This is a genomic window from Natrarchaeobaculum sulfurireducens, from assembly GCF_003430825.1.
Classification (GTDB): domain Archaea; phylum Halobacteriota; class Halobacteria; order Halobacteriales; family Natrialbaceae; genus Natrarchaeobaculum; species Natrarchaeobaculum sulfurireducens.
On sequence record NZ_CP024047.1, the window covers coordinates 1,869,037 to 1,892,228 of the forward strand.

The 23,192-nt window shown below is 63.1% G+C and carries 22 protein-coding genes, 1 tRNA gene and 1 pseudogene; 10 read left to right on the forward strand and 14 right to left on the reverse strand.

Annotation, left to right across the window (positions count from 1 at the left end):
• Positions 1–27: 27 nt before the first annotated feature.
• From tuf to AArc1_RS10490, 4 genes are all read left to right on the forward strand, one after another.
• Positions 28–1,290 carry a translation elongation factor EF-1 subunit alpha gene (tuf, locus tag AArc1_RS10475; RefSeq protein ID WP_117364320.1) on the forward strand — a complete coding sequence of 421 codons (1,263 nt, stop codon included), beginning with the start codon at positions 28–30 and terminating at the stop codon, positions 1,288–1,290.
• The gene (rpsJ, locus tag AArc1_RS10480; RefSeq protein WP_008420226.1) at positions 1,291–1,599 is read left to right on the forward strand and encodes a 30S ribosomal protein S10; all 309 of its coding nucleotides are present in this window, start codon (positions 1,291–1,293) and stop codon (positions 1,597–1,599) included. It begins immediately after the preceding gene.
• Between the two features lie 135 nt (positions 1,600–1,734).
• A complete protein-coding gene (locus AArc1_RS10485; protein WP_117364321.1) occupies positions 1,735–2,385 on the forward strand; it encodes a rhomboid family intramembrane serine protease in 651 nt (216 codons plus the stop codon).
• Positions 2,386–2,641: 256 nt separating this feature from the next.
• Positions 2,642–2,713: transfer RNA gene (locus AArc1_RS10490), tRNA-Ala, on the forward strand.
• Between the two features lie 80 nt (positions 2,714–2,793).
• Here AArc1_RS10490 and AArc1_RS19370 read toward each other — a convergent pair.
• The 7 genes and pseudogenes from AArc1_RS19370 to AArc1_RS10525 all read right to left on the reverse strand — a co-directional run.
• Positions 2,794–2,892: pseudogene (locus AArc1_RS19370) on the reverse strand (DUF1328 domain-containing protein); the annotation flags it as partial.
• Between the two features lie 589 nt (positions 2,893–3,481).
• Positions 3,482–3,877, reverse strand: a complete 396-nt coding sequence (locus AArc1_RS10500) for a helix-turn-helix transcriptional regulator (protein ID WP_117364323.1) — start codon at positions 3,875–3,877, stop codon at positions 3,482–3,484.
• Positions 3,878–4,218: 341 nt separating this feature from the next.
• Positions 4,219–5,025 (reverse strand): 5'/3'-nucleotidase SurE, encoded by an 807-nt coding sequence (surE, locus tag AArc1_RS10505; RefSeq protein ID WP_117364324.1) that lies wholly within the window; start codon positions 5,023–5,025, stop codon positions 4,219–4,221.
• 85 nt (positions 5,026–5,110) lie between these two features.
• Positions 5,111–6,607 (reverse strand): small ribosomal subunit Rsm22 family protein, encoded by a 1,497-nt coding sequence (locus AArc1_RS10510; RefSeq protein WP_117364325.1) that lies wholly within the window; start codon positions 6,605–6,607, stop codon positions 5,111–5,113.
• Positions 6,604–7,395, reverse strand: coding sequence for a prephenate dehydrogenase/arogenate dehydrogenase family protein (locus AArc1_RS10515; protein WP_117364326.1), 792 nt, complete (start codon positions 7,393–7,395; stop codon positions 6,604–6,606). The genes AArc1_RS10510 and AArc1_RS10515 overlap by 4 nt, the downstream gene beginning before the upstream one ends.
• A gap of 118 nt (positions 7,396–7,513) precedes the next feature.
• Complete coding sequence (locus AArc1_RS10520; protein ID WP_186336589.1) at positions 7,514–7,924, reverse strand: hypothetical protein; 411 nt, start codon at positions 7,922–7,924, stop codon at positions 7,514–7,516.
• Between the two features lie 186 nt (positions 7,925–8,110).
• Positions 8,111–8,863, reverse strand: coding sequence for a DUF2797 domain-containing protein (locus AArc1_RS10525; protein ID WP_117364327.1), 753 nt, complete (start codon positions 8,861–8,863; stop codon positions 8,111–8,113).
• Positions 8,864–8,942: 79 nt separating this feature from the next.
• Here AArc1_RS10525 and AArc1_RS10530 point away from each other — a divergent pair, with 79 nt between their 5' ends.
• The 3 genes from AArc1_RS10530 (at position 8,943) to AArc1_RS10540 (ending at position 11,378) form a co-directional block, all read left to right on the forward strand.
• Entirely contained in the window at positions 8,943–9,296 is a 354-nt protein-coding gene (locus AArc1_RS10530; RefSeq protein ID WP_117364328.1) for a BsuPI-related putative proteinase inhibitor, read from the forward strand.
• 82 nt (positions 9,297–9,378) lie between these two features.
• Positions 9,379–10,245 carry a CbiX/SirB N-terminal domain-containing protein gene (locus AArc1_RS10535; RefSeq protein WP_117364329.1) on the forward strand — a complete coding sequence of 289 codons (867 nt, stop codon included), beginning with the start codon at positions 9,379–9,381 and terminating at the stop codon, positions 10,243–10,245.
• A gap of 5 nt (positions 10,246–10,250) precedes the next feature.
• Positions 10,251–11,378, forward strand: coding sequence for a DR2241 family protein (locus tag AArc1_RS10540; RefSeq protein WP_228442312.1), 1,128 nt, complete (start codon positions 10,251–10,253; stop codon positions 11,376–11,378).
• An 18-nt stretch (positions 11,379–11,396) separates the two neighbouring features.
• On the opposite strand, the gene AArc1_RS10545 is transcribed toward AArc1_RS10540, so the two are convergent.
• From AArc1_RS10545 to AArc1_RS10555, 3 genes are all read right to left on the reverse strand, one after another.
• Positions 11,397–11,984, reverse strand: coding sequence for a DUF7524 family protein (locus AArc1_RS10545; RefSeq protein WP_117364331.1), 588 nt, complete (start codon positions 11,982–11,984; stop codon positions 11,397–11,399).
• 15 nt (positions 11,985–11,999) lie between these two features.
• Positions 12,000–12,194: a methytransferase partner Trm112 gene (locus AArc1_RS10550; RefSeq protein WP_117364332.1), complete on the reverse strand. Its 195-nt coding sequence runs from the start codon at positions 12,192–12,194 to the stop codon at positions 12,000–12,002.
• Positions 12,195–12,296: 102 nt separating this feature from the next.
• Positions 12,297–13,658 carry an adenylosuccinate synthase gene (locus AArc1_RS10555; protein WP_117364333.1) on the reverse strand — a complete coding sequence of 454 codons (1,362 nt, stop codon included), beginning with the start codon at positions 13,656–13,658 and terminating at the stop codon, positions 12,297–12,299.
• A 286-nt stretch (positions 13,659–13,944) separates the two neighbouring features.
• On the opposite strand from AArc1_RS10555, the gene AArc1_RS10560 reads away from it, so the two are divergent.
• Positions 13,945–14,250, forward strand: coding sequence for a hypothetical protein (locus AArc1_RS10560; protein ID WP_117364334.1), 306 nt, complete (start codon positions 13,945–13,947; stop codon positions 14,248–14,250).
• 181 nt (positions 14,251–14,431) lie between these two features.
• Here the strand turns inward: AArc1_RS10560 and AArc1_RS10565 are convergent, their stop codons facing one another.
• From AArc1_RS10565 to AArc1_RS10580, 4 genes are all read right to left on the reverse strand, one after another.
• The gene (locus AArc1_RS10565) at positions 14,432–16,879 is read right to left on the reverse strand and encodes a DUF7527 domain-containing protein (protein WP_117364335.1); all 2,448 of its coding nucleotides are present in this window, start codon (positions 16,877–16,879) and stop codon (positions 14,432–14,434) included.
• Between the two features lie 71 nt (positions 16,880–16,950).
• Positions 16,951–17,229: a UPF0058 family protein gene (locus AArc1_RS10570; protein WP_117364336.1), complete on the reverse strand. Its 279-nt coding sequence runs from the start codon at positions 17,227–17,229 to the stop codon at positions 16,951–16,953.
• A 96-nt stretch (positions 17,230–17,325) separates the two neighbouring features.
• On the reverse strand, positions 17,326–18,483 hold the full coding sequence (locus AArc1_RS10575) for an ABC transporter ATP-binding protein (RefSeq protein ID WP_117364337.1): 1,158 nt from the start codon (positions 18,481–18,483) through the stop codon (positions 17,326–17,328).
• 136 nt (positions 18,484–18,619) lie between these two features.
• Positions 18,620–19,096 carry a DUF5793 family protein gene (locus tag AArc1_RS10580; RefSeq protein WP_117364338.1) on the reverse strand — a complete coding sequence of 159 codons (477 nt, stop codon included), beginning with the start codon at positions 19,094–19,096 and terminating at the stop codon, positions 18,620–18,622.
• Between the two features lie 200 nt (positions 19,097–19,296).
• Here AArc1_RS10580 and AArc1_RS10585 point away from each other — a divergent pair, with 200 nt between their 5' ends.
• Complete coding sequence (locus AArc1_RS10585) at positions 19,297–21,075, forward strand: type II/IV secretion system ATPase subunit (protein ID WP_394341264.1); 1,779 nt, start codon at positions 19,297–19,299, stop codon at positions 21,073–21,075.
• Complete coding sequence (locus AArc1_RS10590) at positions 21,072–23,165, forward strand: type II secretion system F family protein (RefSeq protein ID WP_117364339.1); 2,094 nt, start codon at positions 21,072–21,074, stop codon at positions 23,163–23,165. Before AArc1_RS10585 ends, AArc1_RS10590 begins: the two co-directional genes overlap by 4 nt.
• The last annotated feature ends 27 nt before the right edge of the window (positions 23,166–23,192 follow it).

The following is a 23,192-nucleotide window of genomic DNA, read 5'->3' on the forward strand; positions in this document are numbered from 1 at the left end:
AAGCGCCTCTGCGCGTGAGCTACAACAATGAGCGAACAACACCAGAACCTGGCCGTCATCGGCCACGTTGACCACGGGAAAAGTACGCTCGTGGGACGACTCCTCTACGAGACGGGGAGCGTACCCGAGCACGTAATCGAGCAGCACCGCGAAGAAGCCGAGGAGAAAGGCAAGGGCGGATTCGAGTTCGCCTACGTCATGGACAACCTCGCCGAAGAGCGAGAACGTGGTGTCACCATCGACATCGCCCACCAGGAGTTCTCCACCGACGAGTACGACTTCACCATCGTCGACTGTCCTGGCCACCGCGACTTCGTCAAGAACATGATCACGGGCGCATCCCAAGCGGACAACGCCGTCCTCGTCGTCGCCGCTGACGACGGTGTCGCGCCCCAGACCCAGGAGCACGTCTTCCTGGCTCGAACCCTCGGTATCGACGAACTCATCATCGGCATCAACAAGATGGACGTCGTCGACTACAAGGAAGACACCTACGACGACGTCGTCGACGAAGTCTCCCAGCTGCTCAAGCAGGTCCAGTTCAACGTCGATGACGCCTCGTTCATCCCGATCTCGGCGTTCGAAGGCGACAACATCGCCGACTCCTCGGACAACACGTCGTGGTACGACGGCGAAACCCTGCTCGAGGCCCTCAACGACCTGCCGGCACCGGAGCCGCCGACGGAAGCGTCGCTCCGCCTGCCGATCCAGGACGTCTACACGATCTCGGGTATCGGTACCGTCCCCGTCGGCCGCATCGAGACCGGTGTCATGAACACCGGCGACGATGTCGTCTTCCAGCCCTCGGACGTTGGTGGCGAGGTCAAGACCATCGAAATGCACCACGAAGAGGTGCCCAAGGCAGAACCCGGTGACAACGTCGGGTTCAACGTCCGTGGCATCGGCAAAGACGACATCCGCCGCGGTGACGTCTGTGGCCCCGCCGACGACCCGCCGAAAGTCGCCGAGACCTTCCAGGCGCAGATCGTCGTCATGCAACACCCCAGCGTGCTCACGGCAGGCTACACGCCAGTCTTCCACGCTCACACGGCCCAGGTCGCCTGTACGATCGAGTCCATCGACAAGAAGATGGACCCCGCAAGCGGCGAAGTCGCCGAGGAGAACCCCGACTTCATCCAGTCGGGTGACGCTGCTGTGGTCACCATCCGACCGCAGAAACCCCTCAGCATCGAGCCGTCCAGCGAGATCCCAGAACTCGGGAGCTTCGCCATCCGCGACATGGGCCAGACCATCGCGGCCGGCAAGGTCCTCGACGTCAACGAGAAATAAATGCAGCAGGCACGCGTTCGACTCGCGGGCACGAGCCCAGACGACTTAGACGACATCTGCGACGACGTCCGCGAGATCGCGAGCAACACCGGCGTCAACCTCAGCGGTCCGATCCCGCTGCCGACGAAGACCCTCGAGGTGCCGACCCGGAAGTCGCCTGACGGCGAGGGCACCGCGACGTGGGAGCACTGGGAGATGCGCGTCCACAAGCGCCTGATCGACCTGGACGCCGACGAACGCGCACTCCGACAGCTCATGCGCATTCAGGTGCCGAACGACGTCTCGATCGAGATCGTCCTCGAAGACTGATCTCAGTCGGGCCGATTCGCGTACATTTCCTTCGTTTTCTCACGGTCGAGAGCTGTGGCTGTCTCGGCTCGAGTACTCAGAGCCTATCAGGTGTACGTAGCGGGAACTTTTGTCGCTCGCCACCCTAGGAATCGTATGGTGAGTCAGGCCGGTGGGCGGTCGACGACGAGTCCTCACAGCGGTGAGCCCGGGTCGACGACGCCGATCCTCGAGTTGCTGATCGTCTTCGTCGTCGTTTTCGTCGCGCAACTCGTCGCCGACGTTCTGGGAGCGATGGCCGGACTGTTCGTCCTCACGCCGCCGATCACCGACAACCCGTGGACGATCGTCACGAGCGTCTACGCCCACGGAGGCGTCGGACACCTCCTCTCAAACAGCCTCGCGCTCGTCGTCTTCGGCTGGCCGGTGGCCCGTGCGACGACCCGGCTGCGATTTCACACGTTTTTCGTGACGACCGGCGCGTTGGCCGGGATATCCCAGATTTTCGTCACGAACGCCGTCGTGGCGACACCGGTGGTCGCCAGCCCCGGGACGCCCGGCGTTCTCGGGGCCAGCGGTGCCGTCTTCGCGCTGCTTGGCTATTTGATCGCCTCGAATCGGCTCTCGGTGAGTCTGGCTTCGTTCGTCGACGTCCCGCGCTGGCTCTCGGTGCTCGTCTTTCTCGGACTTGCCGTCGCCGTTACCCTGGCGACCGCTGCACCAGGAGTCGCCCTGATCGCACACTTCACCGGCTTCCTGCTCGGATTGCTCGCCGGTCGCACTCGAGTTCTCTCCGTCGGTCGCTGACTACCGGGCACCGGACGGTCGATGCTGTGGGTACGAATAGCCGTCACTCACAGTACCTGCTCGCTCCCAACGGCAAACTGTGAGGTAGCTATCGACCCCTTTAGAACGAATCCGCTCCCGGTACATTGGATCGAACGGCTCCGACGACTTGCCGCCGACAGCTGACTACCGCGTTGGACTCGAGTCCGTGGTTCCGTCTCACCATCTACCGACGAAACACAAGCTACAAGTAGAAACCACGGGTATACCTGCTCGAGGGCTCGTAGATCAGTGGCAGATCGCTTCCTTCGCAAGGAAGAGGCCCCGGGTTCAAATCCCGGCGAGTCCACTTGGAATTAACAGTCCTATAGAGTTCTCTACCGCAAGATAGGACCGTCGAAACGGCTTGATTCGTAACTTTTGGGCCGAGAATAACAACACGAGCCACTTCGCGATGGACATCGTGACTCCTGCGACGCCAGTCGCACCGAACGCGCCAGCGATGATCGCGATGACGAAAAACAGCAGTGCGAGTTGTGAACTACCCCACCCTACCGCGCTCGGGGCTACTCGCCTCTCGGTTGTAGAGGGTGGGGCTTCCTGTTTCTGTGTCGGAGCTTGCATCCGACGTGGACACAGCGGCTCCAGACTCCGCAGGCGGCTTCCCTTTACGGGTGGTTCGGAGTGTCCCACTCCCACCGGATGGACACTCGGCCACAACCAACGGTGCGCGCTTCTTGTCGCGCTTGAACACCGCCGGAAGCGTGGTAAGCCGTACTACTCCCTTCGACTGCAGGGATAGTAAGGCCATGTCGTGCGGTGAAAGTAAAACGATGGCGGCGCTGTATCCCCGCCCTACTCGCTCACTTCGTTCGCTCCTTGAGGACGGGGGCTTAGCGCCTATAATCAGCTAACATGGTCGTCTCGAGAGCCGTTTGCGGGAAAGGGATTCGGCCTGAACACGCCATACCGCGGGAGTTGGCCGGGGGGTTATATCTCGAGGAAGGCCTGTGATCCCTACTCAGCAGTCACGGGTCGTTGACCTCTGGTGGACACTCGAGCAGGGTGAAAAACGGCTACGAAAGCGATTCTCGGGGAGTGACTTGGGCGTGAAGACTCACTCGTTGAGGTGAGAGCGATAGCCCTTCGGTTCGAAGCCGCGCCGACAGATCACGCGTTTCCGACCGACGGTGATCGCGCTGATCTGGTCGTCGGTCTCCATACGGTCGATGACGGTCTCGAGCCGATCTTCCGACCAGCCGGTACGTTCCTGGATGGTGGTGGCGTCGACGCGACCTCCGCGCTCGACGAGCAGGCGAAGAATCTTATCCTCGTCTGGGAGGTCGCGTTCGTCGACGCCGTACTCGAACTGTTCTGCATAGCTCAGCGTTTCGTTTGCCGACTGTTCATCGTTCGATTCCGCATCCGTCGTGGACTCGGTTTCTTCTGCCCCCTCTGTCGATGAGCGACGCCAGAGAGACGAGAGCCGAGTCCAAATCGTACTGAGTGCCATGTGTTAGTTACCCTCCGATGTGACGATCACTGGGGTGAAGCAGTTGTGTTGCAGTTCTATCCACTGATTTATATTTGTGCCGCCGGCAGTCCACTTCCCGACGAGTTCGTGACAGCGTTGACGTCGCCATCGTGGAAGGGAAGTAACCTTGCGACTGGCAAGGACACAGCGTCCACGGGGTAACAATAGCTCGAAAAAGACGACGAGGTCACTCCTTCAGCAGTCGATGCCAGTAGCCGGGACCTGACGTCGAAGCCTGCTGTCGAAGTATCTGGGAGCAAGTCACACGCATTTGCTGGGAGGTCGCTCGGATGGGATCGGCGTCGACTTTCGAGTCGTGATCAGCGATCTGTGACGCCGACGGTTTCACCGTAGGTCGCCGCGAGTTCCTCGAGGGTGTCATGGTGATTGGTCGAGTGGGGTGCCGTCAGCGGAGAGATGCTGATCCGACCCTCGGCGACGGCGCGCCGGTCGGTCCCGTTCGGATCGGGAATCACGTCGGGATCCATCGATTCCCAGACGCGGTCTTTGAGGTGGACGGCGTCGCCGTTTCGCTCGGCGTCCATCTCGTAGCGTTTCGACGGGTGAGTGATCTCGACCGGTGCAGGATCACCGTCGGCCAGGGGGACGTTTACGTTGAGATACGCAGCGTGGTCGAAGACGCCGGCATTGATGGCTTTCTCGGCGAGAAACGACGTAACTCGGGTTGCGTCAGCGAAGTCGTCGGTGGTAAACTCGATCTCCGAAAGCGGCGTCTCGTCGACGGGCACGTACATGGAAGTCGCAATTGCGGGTACGTCGAAGAACGCGGCCTCGACCGCGGCACTGACCGTGCCGGAGCGACCGAGGACGTACTCGCCGAGGTTCGCGCCTTCGTTACAGCCGGAGACGACGAGGTCAGGGAACGGGCCGAGTTCGGCCAGGCCCGCAACGACGCAGTCTGCAGGCGTGCCGTAGACGGCGTAGCCGAGTTCGTGTTCGGAGACGTCGACTTCGTGTGAGATCGAGCGACCACACGCGCTGTGATCGTTTGCAGGGGCGACGACGGTGACGTTGGCGTGCTCCGAGAGAGCCTCGTAGAGCGCGCGGATGCCGGTGCTATCGATGCCGTCGTCGTTGGTGAGGAGAATTTCGAGAGAGTCGCTCATATTCGTTCGTCGGAGTGTGATCCAAAAAGCCCTCCGCTTTGTGATCAGTTAGCACGTGCAACGAGAGGTCGAGTCGATCGCGGGCTCAGGCAAGCCGATCGACGACGGTCTCCTCGTCGACGACGAGGTTGAACGCTTCCTCATCGTCGTTCCAGAGGGCGAGGGCGCGCTCGAACGAGAGAACGTCACCGTAGTCGGCTTCGAGCAACGGTCGGTTGAGCGACGTCTCGTTTGTACAGACGGCGTAGTGGTCGACGGACTCGCTTCCGTCGCTGATCTTGAACAGCGGGTTCGCGTCGCCGTCGCTCAGCGATCGGCTGAGTTTCGCCGCGACGAGATCGATTCGATTTGGCACGTGACGGTCCATATCAGCCATTTTCGCCCACTGACTGGTTTCGAGCGAGAGCTCGATCCGTCGCTTCGAATCGAGTCGCAACAGTGAGTACGAAAACTGGACATCGGCGTTGACGAACTCACCGGAGTCGTGGTCGTCGTCGGCCGGCGGTGTCGCGTCCTCGAGACGCTGCTGGACCGACGGGACGGCGAGGTCGGGACGGACGTCGAACGACCAGCCGCGGTCGGTAGGCCGCTCGCCCGGCCAGAGGCGCACAGCGGGGCTGTAGACCGTAACGCGACCCTCGCCGTCGCTGTCGTCGCCTCTTTCCCACAGGCGCTCGTCCTCGAGTTCGCGTTCGATCTCGCGAAGGCCGATGCTCGTGTTTTTGTCGGCTGGCGCCATCGCGAGCATCGTCCCGTTGGGTGCGAGCATCTCGAGATACGACCGGGTGACGGCAACGGGATCGTCGAGTTCGCTCAGGACGTTACAGGCGAGCACGAGGTCGAAACCGTCCCCGGGAGCGCTGGGGTCGAATCCGTTGTCGGGTTCCCCAACGGTCAGGGAGTCGAAGTCTTCCGCTGTCGAGCGGTGGATCGTCGCGTGGACGTTGGGTCCGGTCGTTTCGAGCATCGACTCGAGCACGTCCGCAGCTGCGCTCGGCTCGACCGCGTGGTACTCGAGCAGGGCGTCCTCGGGGAGGTACTCGTGAAGGCCGAGTGCAGGGCCGCCGACGCCGGCGCCGACGTCGAGGACGCGAAGTGATCGCCCCAATAGCCCACGGTCGGCAAGGTCGTCGAGCGCGTACTGGACCGCGGCGTAGTACGCCGGCAAGTGATAGATCGCATAGCCCGCTGCGACATCCTCGTCGTACTCGACGTGGCGTCCCTCGAGGTAGCTCGCTTTGAACCGCCGAATCGTCGACCGGAGCAGGTCGCCGCTGACGCCGTCGGCCCAGTCGGCGCCGTAGCGGTCGACCAGGAGGTCCTCGAGGTGTCGTTGGTAGCGGTCGGGAAATCGGCGAACCGGCCCAGTCAGCGGTGATACCGGGTCGTCGTCGACGGGGACGAAGGTTCCGTCATCACGTTCGATCAGACCGAGGTCTACGGCTTCCTCCCGGAGAAGCTGGCGAACGACTGCTGGGTGTGGGGACCCCTCGATGTACTCGCAGATCTCTTCGGGATCGATCGGGCGGACGTTCCGGAGATACTTCGCGTTTGAACGGACGGCCTCGCGGTGGTCGCTCATTCCGGCTCACCCGCCGTGTCGGTTGCCTCGTTGTCCGTCTCCGTGCTCCCATCTGTCTGCCACCGATCCGCTGCCTCGCGGTAAAGCGATTCGACGGCGGCCGGATCTGCTTCGGCGAGTTCGGCGGCGGCGTCGGCGACCGCGTCGGCTCCGTCGAACGACGCCTGAATGTCGGCGTAGACCCGCGGGGTCCCCTCGGTCACCTGTTCGACCAGGTCCGAGAGGCCGTCGTAAATCGGCGTCTCGAACCCGTCGGGCGCTGGGCTGGCGGCGAGTGCGAACGAGAGGACGGCGGCGTGCGTCGCCGCCTGGACCGTCTCCATCGCCTCGTCGTGTTCGGCGGCCGTCGTCTCGAGGACGTCGTTTCCGCGGGCCTCGAGCGTCTCGATCAGCCCGTCGGTCGTCGGACCGGATCGGCCCCTAACGACGGCGATCGAGCCGGGTGCCCGTTCGGGCGCGAAAAGCGGGTGAAAGCTCACGCGCTCTCGGTCGGAGGCCTGTTCGGCCATCGCTTCCAGAGGCACGTCCATGACGCCCGAAACGTCGACGATCGCCTGCTTGGCCCGGTCAGCGTGGGCGTCGATCGCTTCGGCAACGTGGGTCATCGGGACAGCGAGACAAACGACGTCGTAGCGGTCGTCACCCTCGAGGTCGGCGACCGTTCCGTCGACTGATTCGGCGGCGCTCGCTGCGGCGTCTCGGTCGAGGTCGGCGAACGCGACGTCTGCCTCGAGGCCGCGGCCGAACCACGTTCCCATCGATCCCGCGCCGACGATCAGTACGTCCATCGGTGCGAGGTATCCGTCGGCGTTCTAAAAGCCGTTCGATTACGCGAGCCCACCACGTAGACGGATGCCAGAGAAATGCTGCTGTGAGAAATGCGGTGCAAGCGAACTGGGGTGGATTTCAGTTATCGTCCTCGAGCGCGTCGGCGATGCGCTTGAGCGCGCGGGTCTGGTCGCGCATCTCGTCGCGAAGCTGGCGGACCTCACGGACGAGTTCCTCGTTTCCGACCTCCTCGCCGCGACCGCCTGGACCGCCCGGGCCGCCGCCCATGCCGCCGGGACCGCCGCCCATCATGCCGCCCATCATCTGAGCGAACGGGTTGCCGCCACCCATGCCACCGGGACCGCCACCGCCGAACGGACTCTCCGGCGGTTCGCCCTCGCCGTCGCCCTCTTCGGCGCGCTTCTCTCGGATCTCCTCGACCCGCTCGCGGAAGGATTTTTCCTCGCCGTCGTCGCTGCTCTCATCGGTGGATTCGTTTTCGTCCGACATACACTCGGGTTCTGCTGCCCAGCGGAAAAGGGTTGCCATGTTTTCGATTCGCGCCCCACTTCGTCGCTCGAGACGTGCGCCCTGAACGCCACCGGGCGGCCGTCGCGGGATGCCAGCGAACGTCGGTCAGCCGCTATCGGCGAGCGTCACAACTGGTGTACGCGCCGCTCGAGTGAGCCGTGGACGGACAACGGAACACACGAACACTGCCGCCAGCACAGCCGCCTACCCGAACGAGCCGAGCGAGGACTGTAACTCGCGGCTCGAGGACCCCTCCTCGAGTTCGTACCCGACGAGGTCGCGCATATCGACGGCGTACGTCGTCCCGGCCCGGTCGATAACGAGCAGGCGTCCTTTCACCCCCTGGACCGTTCCCGAAACCATCGTCTCACGGACTGGTTGCGTCTCGAGGTCGAGCCCGTAATCGAACTGGAACCGCTCGAGGACGTCGAACTCCTCGAGAACGGTCTCCCAGGCCGACTCGTCGACGCGATTCGCGAGCGCGGCGACCTTCGGCCCAGTTCGGACGCGGTCGACCAGCCGCGTGGCGATCTCGGCCTCGAGTTCGCGGGCGATCCGACCGTTCGAGACGGTGTGGACGTGAGCCCCACGGTCGGCGCCTTGCTCCCGGAGACGGGTCTCGAGTCGGTGACGTTTCGTGACGCCGACTTTGAACGTGTCGGGAGCGAACGCGGCAATGTAGACGGCGTGGTCGTCGTAACAGTCCATCTCGGGTTTCAGGCAGGTGCCCGTACAGCGAGCACAGACCCACGTGCTAGTGTGGAACTCACAGTACGGCGTCGTGGTTCGATCACAGTGAACGTGTTCGCCGTCGTCGATCACACCAGCACAACGACGCGAACCGAGCGCGTACGAGAGGGTATCACCGGGCTCGAGCGGCTGTCGCTCGAGGTCTCCCTCGTCGGCGAGTAACAGCGCCGAACCGCGTCCGCTCGGCTCGTACCCGACCAGTTGCACGAAAGGGAGTTAGCAGCCGGAAGTCATAGGCGTACTGTTCCGGACAAGAGCTATACGGGCGACCGGCCAACCTCGAGCTATGACGATCGAAGGCGCCCTCGATGTGGCGGTATCGACGACCGATGGCGGAACGCCGAGAGTCGAGTTCGCGTTCACCGTCACGAACGAGGGCGGCGAAGCGGTCGATCTCCACTTTTCCGACGCCGCAAAGGCAGAGTTCGTCGTCCAGGACGAGAGCCGGGAGGTCTGGCGCTTCACGGAGGGCCGTGTGTTTGCCCAGATGCTCAGTACGGATCGGCTCGAGCCGGGTGAGTCGGTCACGTACGACGGCGAGTGGGACGGCGCGAGCCAGGGCGCGTACACCGTCATCGCGGAGCTACAGGCACGAGAAGCGACGTGTACGGCGCGAGCCGAATTCGAGGTCAGCGCCTAATTGCGGTCGCCGTTGTCCTCGAAAGCCGGCCGAACGTGCTGGCGCCGGTGTGTATAAACACCCGCCATCCTAACGGCTCGCCATGCAAGCTCTGGTCGTCGCGGCGCACGGATCACACCTGAATCCGGACGCCTCCGCTCCGACCTACGCCCACGCCGACGCCATCCGCGAGACGGGTGCGTTCGACGAGGTTCAGGAAGCGTTCTGGAAAGAAGAGCCACACTTCCGTGAGGCCCTCCGCTCGCTCGAGGCCGAAGAGGTGTACGTCGTCCCGTTGTTCATCAGCGAGGGATATTTCACGGAACGAGTAATCCCGCGCGAACTCAGACTCGAGGGCTGGGATCCCTCGCTGTGGGACTCCGATGGGACGAACGCAGCGAGCGTCACACTCGAGGCCGGCGACGTGGGGAAGACGGTCCACTACTGTGGGCCAGTTGGGACCCACGACGCGATGACCGACGTGATCGTCCGTCGAGCCGAGCGCGTGACGGGGGATCCACAGGTCGGGCCGGAGGTCGGTCTCGCAGTCGTTGGCCATGGCACGGACCGTAACGAAAACTCCGCGAAAGCGATTGAGTACCACGCCGAGCGCATCCGCGAACGGGAGCGATTCGAGGAAGTGAACGCACTGTACATGGACGAATCCCCAGAGGTCGACGACGTGACGGCGTATTTCACGAGCCGCGACATCGTCCTCGTCCCGCTGTTCATCGCCGACGGCTTTCACACCCAAGAGGACATCCCCGAGGACGTCGGTCTGACCGACGACTACCGGGAAGGCTGGCCGATTCCTGCCGACGTCGACGGACACCGCCTCTGGTACGCCGGCGCGGTTGGCACCGAGGAGCTGCTGGCAGCGGTTCTCCTCGAGCGCGCGGCAGCGGCCGGGGCCGACGTCGGTGACGCGCTCGAATCGGTCCAGGGCGACGTGACCGGCACAGGTGTCTGACCGTGGTGGATCGACCGGTACACCGCGAGACCGTCCGCATCGCGACGGATCAGGGAATCGACTTCGACGGCCTTCGACTCGAGTGCGACGACGGAACCTACGTCCTCGAGACTCCCGACTACGACCTCGCACAACTCGACGAGGCCGCGCTCGTGGAGGCACTCGAGGCGGCAGAGCCGTACGTGAGCAACTGGTACTACTGGCAGGAGACGGTCGGTGGTGAGGGGACGGCCCGACGGGCGTTCCTGCGATGGTGTGAGCGGGCACCGGTCGCCGCGGCTTCCGGCGAGGGGCAGATGGGTGCCGATCCGCTCTCGGTCCCCGGCCGATACGAGGGGCTTTCGGACGGAATCGACCGACAATGGGGGCAGTTGTCGATCACGACTCGATTCGTCGACGGTTCCACCCCTGACGGCGAACGCGTCTACGATCTCGGCCACGTCGACGACGCTGACACCGACCCGGAAACTCTCGAGGAGTGTCCCGGCTTCCGGGCGGCCCGCGAAATCGCTCGGTTCGACGAGAACGATCGTTATCGACCGCTGAAGACCGCCCCGACGCTGCGATCGGGCTGGACGTGTATCGGCCTCTCCGGCGCGCAGCTGGTCGAGACCGTCGACGCGTTCTATCCATCGACGATCGCGAACTGGCACCGCGAGCGATGTGGTGAGCTCGACATCGACCACTGGAACGAGGCGGCAGCACGCCAGACTGGGATCTACAACGTGGTCGACGAACTCCCCCGCGAGGCCGTCGACTGGATGGCGAAAGCCTGCTGTGTCGACTCGCAGTGTCTGCGCCGCCGCGAGTGGCAGTACGCCGACGGCGACGACCTCGCGGTCCCCGGCGGCGACGGTCAGTTCCCCTGTCGCGAGCCATGTTCGCTCGTGATCGCCGCCGCCCGCGAATGGACCGCCCTCGAGTCAGACCCCGAACGACGGTACGAACTCGAGCTCACGGAACGCGAATTCGTGCAGCTATCGACCCTGATCGACGCGGTCGCCGACGACCGACTCGGGGAGATTCGCGAGGCAGACTTCGCCGACGGCGCGAACCGCTACCGCGCGCGGTATCTCCGTGCGAAGCGCTTCGCTGACGGCGAACTCGAGGCGAGCGACCGGTCCGAGAAGTGAACACCGATCGGACGGACGTTACAACAAGAGCCACACCGCAATGGCGACGCCGCCGAGGACGATCGCCAGTCCGAACACGGCGACGAAACTACCGACCGTCGCCGTCGTTGCGACCGCGACCGCGAGCGCGAACGCACCGAGAGCAAGCACCGCGAGCGTCGTCGAGTCGACCCCGAGATCGTCGCGGACGAACGCGAGGGCACGGTCGACCGCGGGTGGATCGGATCGCTCTCGGTTCGGTTTCGTCAGCGTCTCGTCGACCTCGATCTCCGGCGATGGCGGTAACAGCGTGACGTCGACCGACACCGACTCCGAGCCGTAGCCGGTGACGAACTCGAGATATCCGGAAACCGGTTCGTCGATGGCGTTGCCGTCGACGTCGATTGGCACGCCGACGCTGTCGTCGGTGGCGATATAGTAGTTCGACTGCTCGATCGACGCGATCCGACCGAGGTCACCGCCGAGCCGACAGTGGACGTGTGCCGGCCGCTCGTGACCGCACAGGACGACGCCGAGTTGGCGGTCAGTCTCGAACGACTCGACGTCCGTCTCGAGCGTGTTTGCGGCCGTCCGATTGACGTGAACGGTGATCTCGGTCCCGGACACAGTCGATCAGGCCGTTTAGGCTGGCGTCTCCTCGCGCATGTCCGGCGGGAGCAGGTTCGGGATCCCGTCTTCGATCGGATACCGTTCGCCACACTCCGCACAGACGAGCACACCGGCGACGATCTCTTCACCGTCGTACTCGGCGTCCTCGAGTTCGAGTTCGTGTTTATCGAGCGGACAGCGGAGAATCTCAAGCAACGACTCCTTCATAGTACGTAGGCATAGCGCATTCAGCAAAAGGTTTCGGGAAAATCGTTCCCGTCGAAACACTCGAGCCCGGTGTGGAAATCCGGTGAGAGACGTCCGCTAGCGTTACTTGTAGGGGTTTTCGACGACGACGGTCTCCTCGCGGCCGGGGCCGACGCCAACGGCATAGATGGGCACGTCGAGTTCGTCAGAAACGAACTCGAGATAGTCCCGTGCGTTTTCGGGGATAGCGTCGTACCCCTCAGCAGCGACGGCTGCCCAGTCGACGTCAGGCCAGCCCTCGAACGTCTCGAAGGTGGCCTCACACTGGCCCCACTGTTCGGTCGTCGGGGGCATCGTCAGGAGTTCCTCGCCGTCGAAGTCGTAGCTGACGCCGATTTTGACCTCCTCGAGACCTGCGAGTACGTCGACGTGATTGATCGCGAGGCCGGTAAAACTGCTCGCCCGTGCGGCGTGGCGAAGCATCGGCAGGTCGAGCCACCCGACACGGCGCGGGCGACCGGTGACAGTGCCGTACTCCCCACCTTCGTCGCGGATGTAGGTCGCGAGTTCCTCTTCGGCCTCGTCGGCTTCCGCTGGGTCATAGCCCGGCGTCTGTCCCTCGACACCGCCGAGTTCGGTCGGGAGCGGGCCGGTACCAACGCGCGAGAGGTAGCCTTTGACGATACCGACGATCTCGCCGGTGCCGACGACGCCTGGACCGAGGCCGCTGCCGACGGCTGCGCCGCCAGCGGTCGGGTTCGAAGAGGTGACGTACGGGTAGACGCCGTGGTCGATGTCAAGCGAGGTTCCCTGGGCACCCTCGAGCATGACTTCGTCGCCAGCGTCGATCCGCTCCTGGAGGAACGTCCCACAGTCGACGGTCATGTCTTCGGCGGCGAGTCGCTCGCCGTACTCGAGATAAGTCTCATAGAGGTAGTCGATGTCGAACTCCTCGCCAGTCTCCTTGCCGAAGACTTCTTCGGCGAGTGCTTTCTTCTGGGGAACGACGTACTCGAGTCGCTCACGAAGGATTTCGGGGTCGAGGAGGTCGCCGATGCGGACGCCACGGCGGCCAGCTTTGTCCTCGTAGGTCGGGCCGATCCCTCGTTTGGTCGTCCCGGCGGCGAGGTCTTCTTTCTCGGTTTCTTCGATTCCATCGAGCGCCCGGTGATACGGGAGGATGACGTGTGCGCGCTCGGCCACGCGTACGTCAGGCTCGAGGCCGCGCTCGCGAAGCTGGTCGAGTTCGTCGAACAACGTCTCCGGATTGACGACGCAGCCATTGCCGAGGACGCCGACTTTGTCCCGGACGGCGCCCGACGGCACGAGCGATAACTTGTACTTCGTACCGTCGTGAACGACGGTATGTCCAGCGTTGTCGCCGCCCTGATAGCGGACGACGACGTCGGCTGCGTCGCCATACACGTCGACGACGCCGCCTTTGCCTTCGTCGCCGAGTTGCGACCCGACGATTGTGACGGTCATAACAGCGGCGGATTCTTGCCGGGCCGATAAACAGATTACGGTATTGGCGGGCCCCGATTCTAAATCTGTACACGGTCGTGGATACATGCTGTTCAGAACACCAGGTGTGTTGGCCCGCACAGGTCGTGTCCCCTGAATTCGTCGCTGATACCGCCATACAGACGACCGATGACGGCCATGAAGCCGAAACGTTAACTACTCGCAAAAACTAAGAACGAGTTGTCACCCTTCTGGTCGGATCGCGAGAGTAACTTTTAAAAGGTCCTAAGACAAGTTAACAAATGCCATGATAGACCGACTTGAGAAGGAAGTCGACATGTTGGAACGACATCTGCAGGTCCTGAAGATGGTTATCGAGAACGAGCCGATCGGGATCGTCAAGATGTCGAACGAGACGGGTTACCCTCACCACAAGGTTCGGTACTCCCTGCGTGTCTTAGAAGAAGAGAACCTCATCGAACCCTCCAGCCAGGGTGCGATCAAAACCGAGCGTACCGCCGAGTTCGTCGACGAACTCGACGGCAAGATCGACGACATCGTCGACAAGCTCGAGTCGATGAAGATCGAAGACGTCGCCGAAATCGAAGGCTAATTCTCTCTCGGTCCGCCCTGACGGACCGTCCCCTCGTCTAGTACGTCTCACGAGCCACAACCACGGCCGCGAGCACGGTCTTCGGATCTGATACCGACCCCAATCGACCTGAACGGTCTCACAGTCTGTAGAAGACTGCCGCTGAGACCGACAATGTCCTCAACCGACCGGTCCCGGTCCGTTAGAGTTCCGGCACGCTCATGTGGAAGCCGTCGGACTGGGATTCGACCAGACAGAGGTGATAGCCCTGCTTTCGCGAGACGTTGACGAAACTCGACTTCGAACTTCGGCTGAGGAACCCACCGGTGGTCGCCTGCTCGGTGACCTCGAGTGCGCCGGGTTCGAAGTAACTCGAGGTGACGGCAATCGCGGCCGCGAGGTCCGGATAGTTCGCTTTCACCGCGGAGGCGGCCTCCTCGAGGCCGGCGAGTAGTTCCTCGCTCGCCGGTTCTCTCGAGTCGTTCACCGTCACGACGACGAGCGGATTGCCCATCTTGTCGTACGCGACGACGTCGAACGAGACCTGGTCGGGAACGTCCTCGGTGTCGTCGTCGGCCAGCGAGATCGACCCCTGAAGCTCCGCTCGATCGATTCGTGGGATGGCGTCGTAGAGGTCGGCTAGCCCGCTCGCGTGACCGGTGTCCCGGATCTCGTAGAGCAACACTTCGGTGAGCCAGTCGACGAACTGGTAGGCCATCGTTCCAGTGAGAAACTCCTCGTAGGACTGGCCGTCGACGGCCACGTCGGCGGCGTCGAACTCGGTGTGCTGTTCGAGTCGGAGGTTCGCGGCGACGTCATCCCGGTCGGCATCGCCTTCGTGAGCCGTTCGAAGCGTCGGCTCGCTTTTGGATCCGTATCGGACGAAGAGGTTCGTTCCGGAGCGGGCCTGGGCAGCCGAGAGCTGTCTCGAGGCCGCCACGGTCGTCTCGTCGTCGCGGGCCTGCTCGAGTTCGGTCTCGAGGTCTGCGATGTGCGACTGGAGTCGTTCGACGCGCTCGGTCAGCTCCTGATTCTCCGACTGGAGCCGGTCGCGTTCGGACTCGAGGCGCTCGGCTTTCGAGACGAGTTCCTCTCGGCGGGACTCGAGGCGCTCGACGCGCGCTTTGAGTCGCTCGATCGGGTGCTCAGCACGCGATTCCGACTGGGCGCTGGCACTCGCCTGTGAGCCGTCAGTCGAGCGATTCGCGGATCTCGACCGTGTCTGTTGTCGCTGGGTTGCGGTCGACGTCCCAGTCGCGTCGGCCGATCGCGATTCGCTCGCGACAGCCGATCGGCCCTCACCGGAGCGGCTCGCTTTCTGGCGGGGCTTCGTTGCTTCCTTGGACGGCCTCGAGTCGGCGTTGCTGGTCTTGTCGGGGTCGATCGACGGAATGCTTCGCGTCTCTCGCCACTGTTCTTCCTCCTCGAACCGTTCCTCGAGTTCGGATTCGGCCTCGTCGTCGGCCGAATCGGACCCACCGCTGGTGTCGTCGGCCGAATCGGACGTGTTGTCGGTATCGATCGTAGAGGCCACAGCGTCGGCGGTCGATTCAGCGGCGTCGACGCCGTCGACGCTCTCTTCCGTCCACGAAATGTCGTTCTGCTCGAGTTCGGCCGCCGCCGCCTCGACCTCTTCGGGCTCGAGTGCCGAGCCGCTCGAGTCGTCGGCGGTGTCGTGGGTTGGTTCAGTGCTGGTGTCGTGGGTTGGTTCAGTGCTGGTGTCGTGGGCTGGTTCAGCACTGGTGTCGTTGACCGGTCCGGCACTGATACCGTCGGCCGGTTCGGCGCTGGTGTCGTCGGTCACCTCAGCACTGGTGCTTTCGAGCGAGTCACCCTGAGTCGAGTCGGCCGTGGTGATTCCGGCCGGCTCCGGCTCTGTAGTAACCGAGTCGTCGGCGGTGATCCCGGACGTGGACGAGACTCCGTCGGTCCCGGTGTTTCCACCCGAGATGTCGATCGGTTCGATCGCCGATTCGGTCGGGTCGGCCGACGGTTCCGGGCGATTGCTCGATGACGAGTTGGCCGCTGTCGTGGGCGTGTTCGTTCCGGATTGGGCGTCGACTGAGCCGTCGTCGTCGCCGGTGTCGCCTCCAGTTTCGGTGTCGTCGTCCGTTTCCGGAACGTCGGTCACCTCGACCTCGATGTCGATGACCTGATAGATGCCGACTTCCTCGGCAGCGCGGTCGAACGCATCGTCGCCAGTGAGCAGGCGTTCGGCGTTGCCGATGTACGCCGCAGCCATCCGTCGGCCGCCGTAGTAGACGGCGTAGTAGTCGCCGCTGAGAACGTTTTCGCTCAGTTCGACGTAGCCGGTGAACGATCCGTCACGGAGGGTCTTGTCGACCTCCTCGAGCGGCGTCTCGTTCGTATAGTACTTCGCTCGCGTGTCGCCGCCGCGTTCTTCCATCGAACACAGCAACGGCAGGGAGGGGTGTGGGGCCTCGTAGATGGTGCCGGACGCGTTCTCGAAGTCCTCGATGTCGCCGTCGAATACGCCGACGACGCGGCCGTTGAGCATGAACAGCCACGTGCGGCTTACACTGACGGCGCCCGAAAAGCCACTCGCAGCGAGATCGGAGAGCGCAGCGTAACCGCCGCTGAACGGGCGAGAATCCCATTGTTCGACGCGCTTTTTCGTGCGCGGTTCCATAGTTCAACAAGCGGGAACCGGAACAAATACTTTTGGCTACTATTCTCGAATCCGATACGTTCAGCCTCGCTCTAGATTTTCGATTCGGCGTCGTCGGCAAGTTCTTTCATTCGTTTACCAATTCGTCCGGCACTCGAGAACTCGTCGTCGCTCATGCCGTTTGCGAGCGCGTTCCCCAGAACGAAGACCGCGTGTTTGTGCTCGCTCTTGGACTTGTGGACGTGCGAGGGATCGACGTCGAGCTCGTGGTACGGTTCGAAGAGGCTCTCGTCGACCTCCTCGCGCTCGGCGAAGTACTCCATAATGATGACGAGTTCTTCGTGAAGCTCGAGGAGTTCGTCCTTATGCATGCACAGCCTTACGAACGGTCGTGGCTTAAGGATTGTGTGCGTAGCGGTCGCAAAACGCGGCCTCAGCCGCAATTCACGCATCGGGACGAATCGACGTCAGTCGTCGGCTGGGGGGATGGCCCGGTCGCGCTGGCCAGCAGGGAACCAGGCGAGTTCGTGGTCGGCCGTGACACGGACGGCGACGCGTTCGTCCAACTTGATTCGATCGGAGTGATTATGCATACACTCGATCGTCTCACCGGAATCGAGTTCGACCCGATACAGGACGGTCGGCCCGAGGTATCGCCGGTAGACGACGCGGCCGTTCGCTTCGGAATCGTTCGCGGGGTACGCAGTAACGTCGTCCGGACGGATGAGTAGGTCGATCTCGCTGCCGTCGTACTGGTGGGCCAGCCCGTTGACGTCGTCGCGGAGAACGCGACCCAGCGAGGTGGTGACGTGATCACCGTGGACCTCGCCTGAGAGAAAACTCGCGTGGCCGAGGAAACCGGCGACAAACCGTGATTTGGGCTGCTGGAAGACGCGCTCGGGAACGTCGATCTGTTCGATGTTCCCCTCGTTCATCACGGCGACACGATCGGAGATCGACAGCGCCTCCTCCTGATCGTGAGTAACCGAAATCGCGGTCACGCCGGTCTCTTTGATGATTCGACGAACCTCTTCGCGCATCTCGACGCGCAGGTCGACGTCGAGATTCGAGAATGGTTCGTCGAGTAACAACATCTCGGGTTCGGGAGCGAGCGAACGAGCAAGCGCGATCCGCTGTTGCTGGCCCCCGGAGAGTTCGTCCGGCAGGTGGTCGCCGTGGGTCTCGAGCCCGACGAGCTCGAGCAGCTCTTCGACGCGAGCGTCGCGTTCTGTGTCGTCCCACTCCTGGAGTCCGAAGGCGACGTTCTCGCGGGCGGTGAGGTGTGGGAAAAGGGCGAACTCCTGAAAGACGACGCCGACGCCGCGTTCTTCCGGCGGGACGAACTGGCCGTTACCGGCGACGTCGTTGTCATCGAGTCTGATCTGGCCAGCAGAGGGTTTTTCGAGGCCGGCGATCAGCCGGAGGGTTGTCGTCTTTCCACAGCCGGACGGCCCGAGAAGCGTGAGGATCTCACCGTCGTGGACGGACAACGATAGATCGGAGACGACTGGCTCGCCACCGAAGTGTTTTCCGATATCGTCGAGTTCGAGAACGACGCCACCGGTCGTCTCGGGTGTGCGGCTCGGTTCCTGAGTCGTCGTCGAGAGCAGTTGTCCGTTCGCCATAGTCATCCCCCGGCAGTTACCGGTGTCTACTCTAATTTAGGGTCGCCTAAAACACTTATAGCTACCGGTCGCTTCCCATCGAATGAAAGTACCGACGCCCGTTCGGTCCTGAAACGCCGGTGTGACTACCCGTAGCTCAGAGTTCGACGCCGCTCGGGATCAGGCTGTGCTGTCTGAGGAGACTTCCGTCGTCGTCATAGACCAGAAACGTCTGTTTGTCATATCTGACGAACGGCTCGTCTTCGTCCTCGAGCGTGATCTCGACGGCGTAGCGACCGTTGTCGCCGTTCGAACTTTCGCCGTAGCCTCGTGCTGCAGAGATAAACTTCAGAACGTCGTCGGCGTCCTCGTTGAGTTCGAGGATGAACTCGCCGGTGACCCGGTTCGTCACGCTGACGACGCCGGGAGTGTCGTCGTCGAGCGGGGCTTGCAGTCGAAGCGCGACGTCCGTCTCACCCGCCTCGAGGAGGTCGCCGTCCGGGCCGGTAAGGCGCTCGCGGAGCATCGTCGATGGGCCAGTGAACTCGATCGATACGGAGGGTTTGTGTGGTTTGCCATCAGTCTCGACCCAGTCGACGTCGTCGACATCCAGGGTGAAGTGCTCGCGCCTCATTCCGTACACAGCGGTTAGCGCTCCCGCCGTATGAACGTAACGCACGACGAATCGGCCAACTGACCGGTTTCTGTCGGTCGCAGCCCCTCCGGAAGGTGGTTCCGACCGGCCGCCCCACTTAAGCCGTCTCGGTTTCGACATTCCGAAAGACAGACCGTCTTTCCGCACCGATCACTAGCGAAGACAAACGGGGGCGAGAGATGACCACACCAGAGGGAGACCTCGAGTTCGAACGGGGACGTGCCGATGGCACCGACGGAAAGCGCTCGCCACGGTGGATGGCAGATAACGACGGTGAAACCATCCTCGAGCGCGCACGACGGATGATTCGACGGGTCCTCGAGGCGATCCGGGGCACGGAGATCGACCTGGTCGAGTACCAGCCCTCAGTGCACGGGCCGCTGCTCGAGTTCGACGGTATCTCCGGACTCGAGGAAGTCGATCGGTACTGGGTCAACGCCCCGTTCGCGTTCGTCACGATCGGCTACGACCCGGACGCGAACCACCACCGCTACCACGTCGTCGAGCCGACGCTCCGCCCGGACGAACGCGTCCTGCTCGAGACGCTGTTCGAGGACGTCCGCGACCCGCTCTTATACCGGGATGAACCCCACGACGACGTCGAGACGCTTTTGCGGGAGACGATCCACGAGTATTTAGAGCGTTACGGGGCCGAAATCGACGTTCGGGCGTTCTACCGGCTGTTCTACTACGTCCACCGGGATTTCCGGGGCTACGGCCGACTCGATCCGATCATGCACGACCCGCACGTCGAGGACGTCTCCTGTGACGGCTACGAACTGCCGATTTTCGTCTACCACGACGAGTACACGGACATCGAGACGAACGTCTCCTTCAAGAAAGCGGATCTCGATCGCTTCGTCGTTCGACTCGCCCAGCACTCCGGTCGCCACATCTCGATCGGCGACCCGATGGTCGAGACGACCCTTTCTGACGGCTCGCGTGCCGAACTGGCCCTCGGCGAGGAGGTTACCCCGCGCGGGTCCGCGTTCACCGTCCGCAAGTACGCTGACGAACCGTTCACTCCCGTCGACTTACTCGAGTACGGCACGTTCAGCGTCGAACAGATGGCCTACCTCTGGCTCGCGATCGAGCACAACAAGAGTCTCATCTTCGCCGGCGGCACCGCGTCGGGCAAGACGACGAGCATGAACGCGATTTCGATGTTCATCCCGCCACGTTCGAAAGTGCTCACCATCGAAGACACCCGCGAACTAGAGCTCTATCACGACAACTGGCTCTCGTCGGTCACCCGTGAGCGACTCCACGACGGCAAAGACGTCACGATGTACGATCTGCTCAGATCGGCGCTGCGACATCGTCCCGAGTACATCGTCGTCGGTGAGGTTCGCGGCGAGGAAGCGATTACCCTGTTTCAGGCGATGAACACCGGCCACACCACCTATTCGACGATGCACGCCGACTCCGTCCAGACGGTGATCAATCGCTTAGAGAACGAGCCGATCAACGTCCCGCGAGCGATGGTCCAGAGTCTGGACATCCTCTCGGTGCAGACGCTCACCCGCCTCGAGAGCGGTCGCGTCAGGCGGAACAAGGTCCTCGCAGAAATCGAGGGGATCGATCAACGAACCGGCGAACTCGACTATTCGACGGCGTACACCTGGGACTCCGAAGCGGACGCGTTTCGCTCGGAGGGGAGCCAGCTGCTGGCGGAGATCCGTGAGGAACGCGGCTGGAGCCAGACCGATCTCCTGCGCGAACTCGAGAACCGACAGCGGTTCCTCGAGTACCTCTGGGAGAACGGCATTTCGGACTACCGACAGTTCACTGCGCTCGTCAACGAATACTACGCGGACAAAGCGAGCGTCCTCGAAACGATCCAGGCGGCCGAGGAATCGCGCGAGTCGTCGGACGCGTCGACGACCGACGAGACGAACGCGGGCAACGATTCGACAGCCTCGGGAACGCCTGTCGGGGGCGGCGGACGTCAGGAATGACGCTCTCGAGTGTCGTTCCGCTGGCGTTTGCACTCGCTCTCTGCGTGCCAATTCTCCTCGCGACCGTCCACGAAGGCGTCGATCGCGCATTGACACGTGTTTCGATCGGTCTGTTCGGTGGCTATATCGAAGAGTTTCGCGAGGAGCATCCGAACCGACAGCAGGCGCTTCGGATGGCGCACATGCCGACGACCTATCGGGAGTACGGATCGAAGACGATGTGTTACGCCGCGATCGCTGCCGTCGTCGGCTCGATCCTCGGGATCTACGTTATCTGGGCCCTCTTGCTCGTACTCGCGATCGAGCCCGACACGATGCGTGAGGCATTGCCCGGCCCGCTCGAGTTCCTCGCGAATCTCGGTGGCCTGCCGGCGCTGTCGGCGGGGGAGCTGTTCGTCCTCTTCACCGTCGCCTGTGTTACGCTGGGCGCGATCGCGGCCAGCCTCGCTTACTGGATCCGGTGGTGGTATCCTGCCTACGTAGCCGATTCGCGCAAGCGCGAGATCGACGCGGCGCTTCCGTCGACCATCGCGTTCGTCTATGCGCTCTCGAAAAGCGGGATGGCGTTTCCCGAGGTGGTTCGGATCGTCGCCCGCCACGAGGCAACCTACGGGGAAGCCGCCGCGGAGTTCGAGGTCGCGATCCGTCATATGGACACCTTCGGGGTCGACGTCATCACCGCCCTCCAGCATATGGGCCGACAGTCGCCGAGCCCGACGTTCAGTGAGTTTACCGAGAACCTCGTCAGCGTCCTCCAGAGCGGACACAGCCTCTCTACGTTTCTCGAGCGACAGCACCAGGAGTATCAGGCCGAAGCCGAATCCCAACAAGAACGCGTCCTCGAGTTACTGGGGACGCTTGCGGAGGCGTACGTGACGGTACTCGTCGCCGGCCCACTCTTTCTCGTGACGATACTGGTCGTCATCGGCATCTCCGTGGGTGGGACGGTCGAGCCGCTGCAGGTACTGATCTACCTGATCCTGCCGCTCGGGAATCTCGTCTTCGTCGTCTACCTCAGCATGGTTACCGACTCGCTCATCCCCGGCAGCACCAGGCCGGACGAACCGGAGCCAGTAACGCCCATAACGGGTGGGTCGAGGGGTACCAACGGTGAGAACCGAGGCGCAGTCTCGACAGCTGTAGCTGCTGAGACCGTCCGATCGAACGTCGAGCGAATCCAGTATCACCGTCGGCTGCAAGCGATTCGCGACCGGTTCGCATCCCCGCTCGAGACGCTGCTCGAACGGCCGAACCTGACTCTCGCGATCACCGTCCCGGTCGCGCTCGCCGTCGTCGCCTGGCAGTCGCAAGCGGCGATTACGGCTGACGGATTCGACGTGACCGTCATCGACGACGTCGTCGCGCTCGCGTTGCTGTTCGTCCTCGTGACGTTCGCCGCCTTCTACGAACTGCATCGCCGCCGGATCGACGCCGTCGCGGCGGCCGTCCCGGACCTCCTCGACCGACTCGCGAGCGTCAACGAAGCCGGTTCGTCGATGGTGCTGGCCGTCGATCACGTCCGAAACTCCGAACTCGGACCGCTCGGCGAGGAACTCGATCGAGTTTGGGCCGACGTCCAGTGGGGGGCCGACCTCTCGAGTGCGTTTCGCCGGTTCGAGAGTCGTGTCGGCACCAGAGCCGTCTCCCGGGCGGTCACGCTCATCACCGAGGCGATGAACGCGAGCGGAAACCTCGCGACCGTCCTCCGGATCGCTGGTCGCCAGGCCGCGTCCGATCGACGGCTCAAGCGCGAACGGGGCCAGGTGATGGTCGAATACATGATCGTCGTCTACATCTCGTTTCTAGTGTTCCTGTTCATCGTCACGGTGCTCGCGGCCTACCTCTTGCCGAACATCCCGGTGGAGGGGCTCGAGGCAGGGGGTGGCGGCGCAGAGGTCGACGGGCTCGCCGGTCTCTCAGCCGGCGAGATGGACGCGTACGGAACGTTGTTCTATCACGCGACCCTCGTCCAGGGGCTCCTCTCGGGGCTGATCGCCGGCCAACTGAGTACCGGCGACGTACGCGCTGGCGCGAAACACGCGGCAGCTATGATCGCGCTTTCGGTGCTCCTGTTCGCGGTCGTCGTCTGATCGACTCGAGGCCCCGCGCCGGTCACA

Excerpts from the sequence above, each read along its gene's own strand:
- tuf (WP_117364320.1), top strand. The coding sequence starts at position 28 with ATGAGCGAACAACACCAGAACCTGGCCGTCATCGGCCACGTTGACCAC.
- rpsJ (WP_008420226.1), top strand. The coding sequence starts at position 1,291 with ATGCAGCAGGCACGCGTTCGACTCGCGGGCACGAGCCCAGACGACTTA.
- AArc1_RS10485 (WP_117364321.1), top strand. The coding sequence starts at position 1,735 with ATGGTGAGTCAGGCCGGTGGGCGGTCGACGACGAGTCCTCACAGCGGT.
- AArc1_RS10500 (WP_117364323.1), bottom strand. The coding sequence starts at position 3,877 with ATGGCACTCAGTACGATTTGGACTCGGCTCTCGTCTCTCTGGCGTCGC.
- surE (WP_117364324.1), bottom strand. The coding sequence starts at position 5,025 with ATGAGCGACTCTCTCGAAATTCTCCTCACCAACGACGACGGCATCGAT.
- AArc1_RS10510 (WP_117364325.1), bottom strand. The coding sequence starts at position 6,607 with ATGAGCGACCACCGCGAGGCCGTCCGTTCAAACGCGAAGTATCTCCGG.
- AArc1_RS10515 (WP_117364326.1), bottom strand. The coding sequence starts at position 7,395 with ATGGACGTACTGATCGTCGGCGCGGGATCGATGGGAACGTGGTTCGGC.
- AArc1_RS10520 (WP_186336589.1), bottom strand. The coding sequence starts at position 7,924 with ATGGCAACCCTTTTCCGCTGGGCAGCAGAACCCGAGTGTATGTCGGAC.
- AArc1_RS10530 (WP_117364328.1), top strand. The coding sequence starts at position 8,943 with ATGACGATCGAAGGCGCCCTCGATGTGGCGGTATCGACGACCGATGGC.
- AArc1_RS10535 (WP_117364329.1), top strand. The coding sequence starts at position 9,379 with ATGCAAGCTCTGGTCGTCGCGGCGCACGGATCACACCTGAATCCGGAC.
- AArc1_RS10550 (WP_117364332.1), bottom strand. The coding sequence starts at position 12,194 with ATGAAGGAGTCGTTGCTTGAGATTCTCCGCTGTCCGCTCGATAAACAC.
- AArc1_RS10555 (WP_117364333.1), bottom strand. The coding sequence starts at position 13,658 with ATGACCGTCACAATCGTCGGGTCGCAACTCGGCGACGAAGGCAAAGGC.
- AArc1_RS10560 (WP_117364334.1), top strand. The coding sequence starts at position 13,945 with ATGATAGACCGACTTGAGAAGGAAGTCGACATGTTGGAACGACATCTG.
- AArc1_RS10565 (WP_117364335.1), bottom strand. The coding sequence starts at position 16,879 with ATGGAACCGCGCACGAAAAAGCGCGTCGAACAATGGGATTCTCGCCCG.
- AArc1_RS10570 (WP_117364336.1), bottom strand. The coding sequence starts at position 17,229 with ATGCATAAGGACGAACTCCTCGAGCTTCACGAAGAACTCGTCATCATT.
- AArc1_RS10575 (WP_117364337.1), bottom strand. The coding sequence starts at position 18,483 with ATGGCGAACGGACAACTGCTCTCGACGACGACTCAGGAACCGAGCCGC.
- AArc1_RS10580 (WP_117364338.1), bottom strand. The coding sequence starts at position 19,096 with ATGAGGCGCGAGCACTTCACCCTGGATGTCGACGACGTCGACTGGGTC.
- AArc1_RS10585 (WP_394341264.1), top strand. The coding sequence starts at position 19,297 with ATGACCACACCAGAGGGAGACCTCGAGTTCGAACGGGGACGTGCCGAT.
- AArc1_RS10590 (WP_117364339.1), top strand. The coding sequence starts at position 21,072 with ATGACGCTCTCGAGTGTCGTTCCGCTGGCGTTTGCACTCGCTCTCTGC.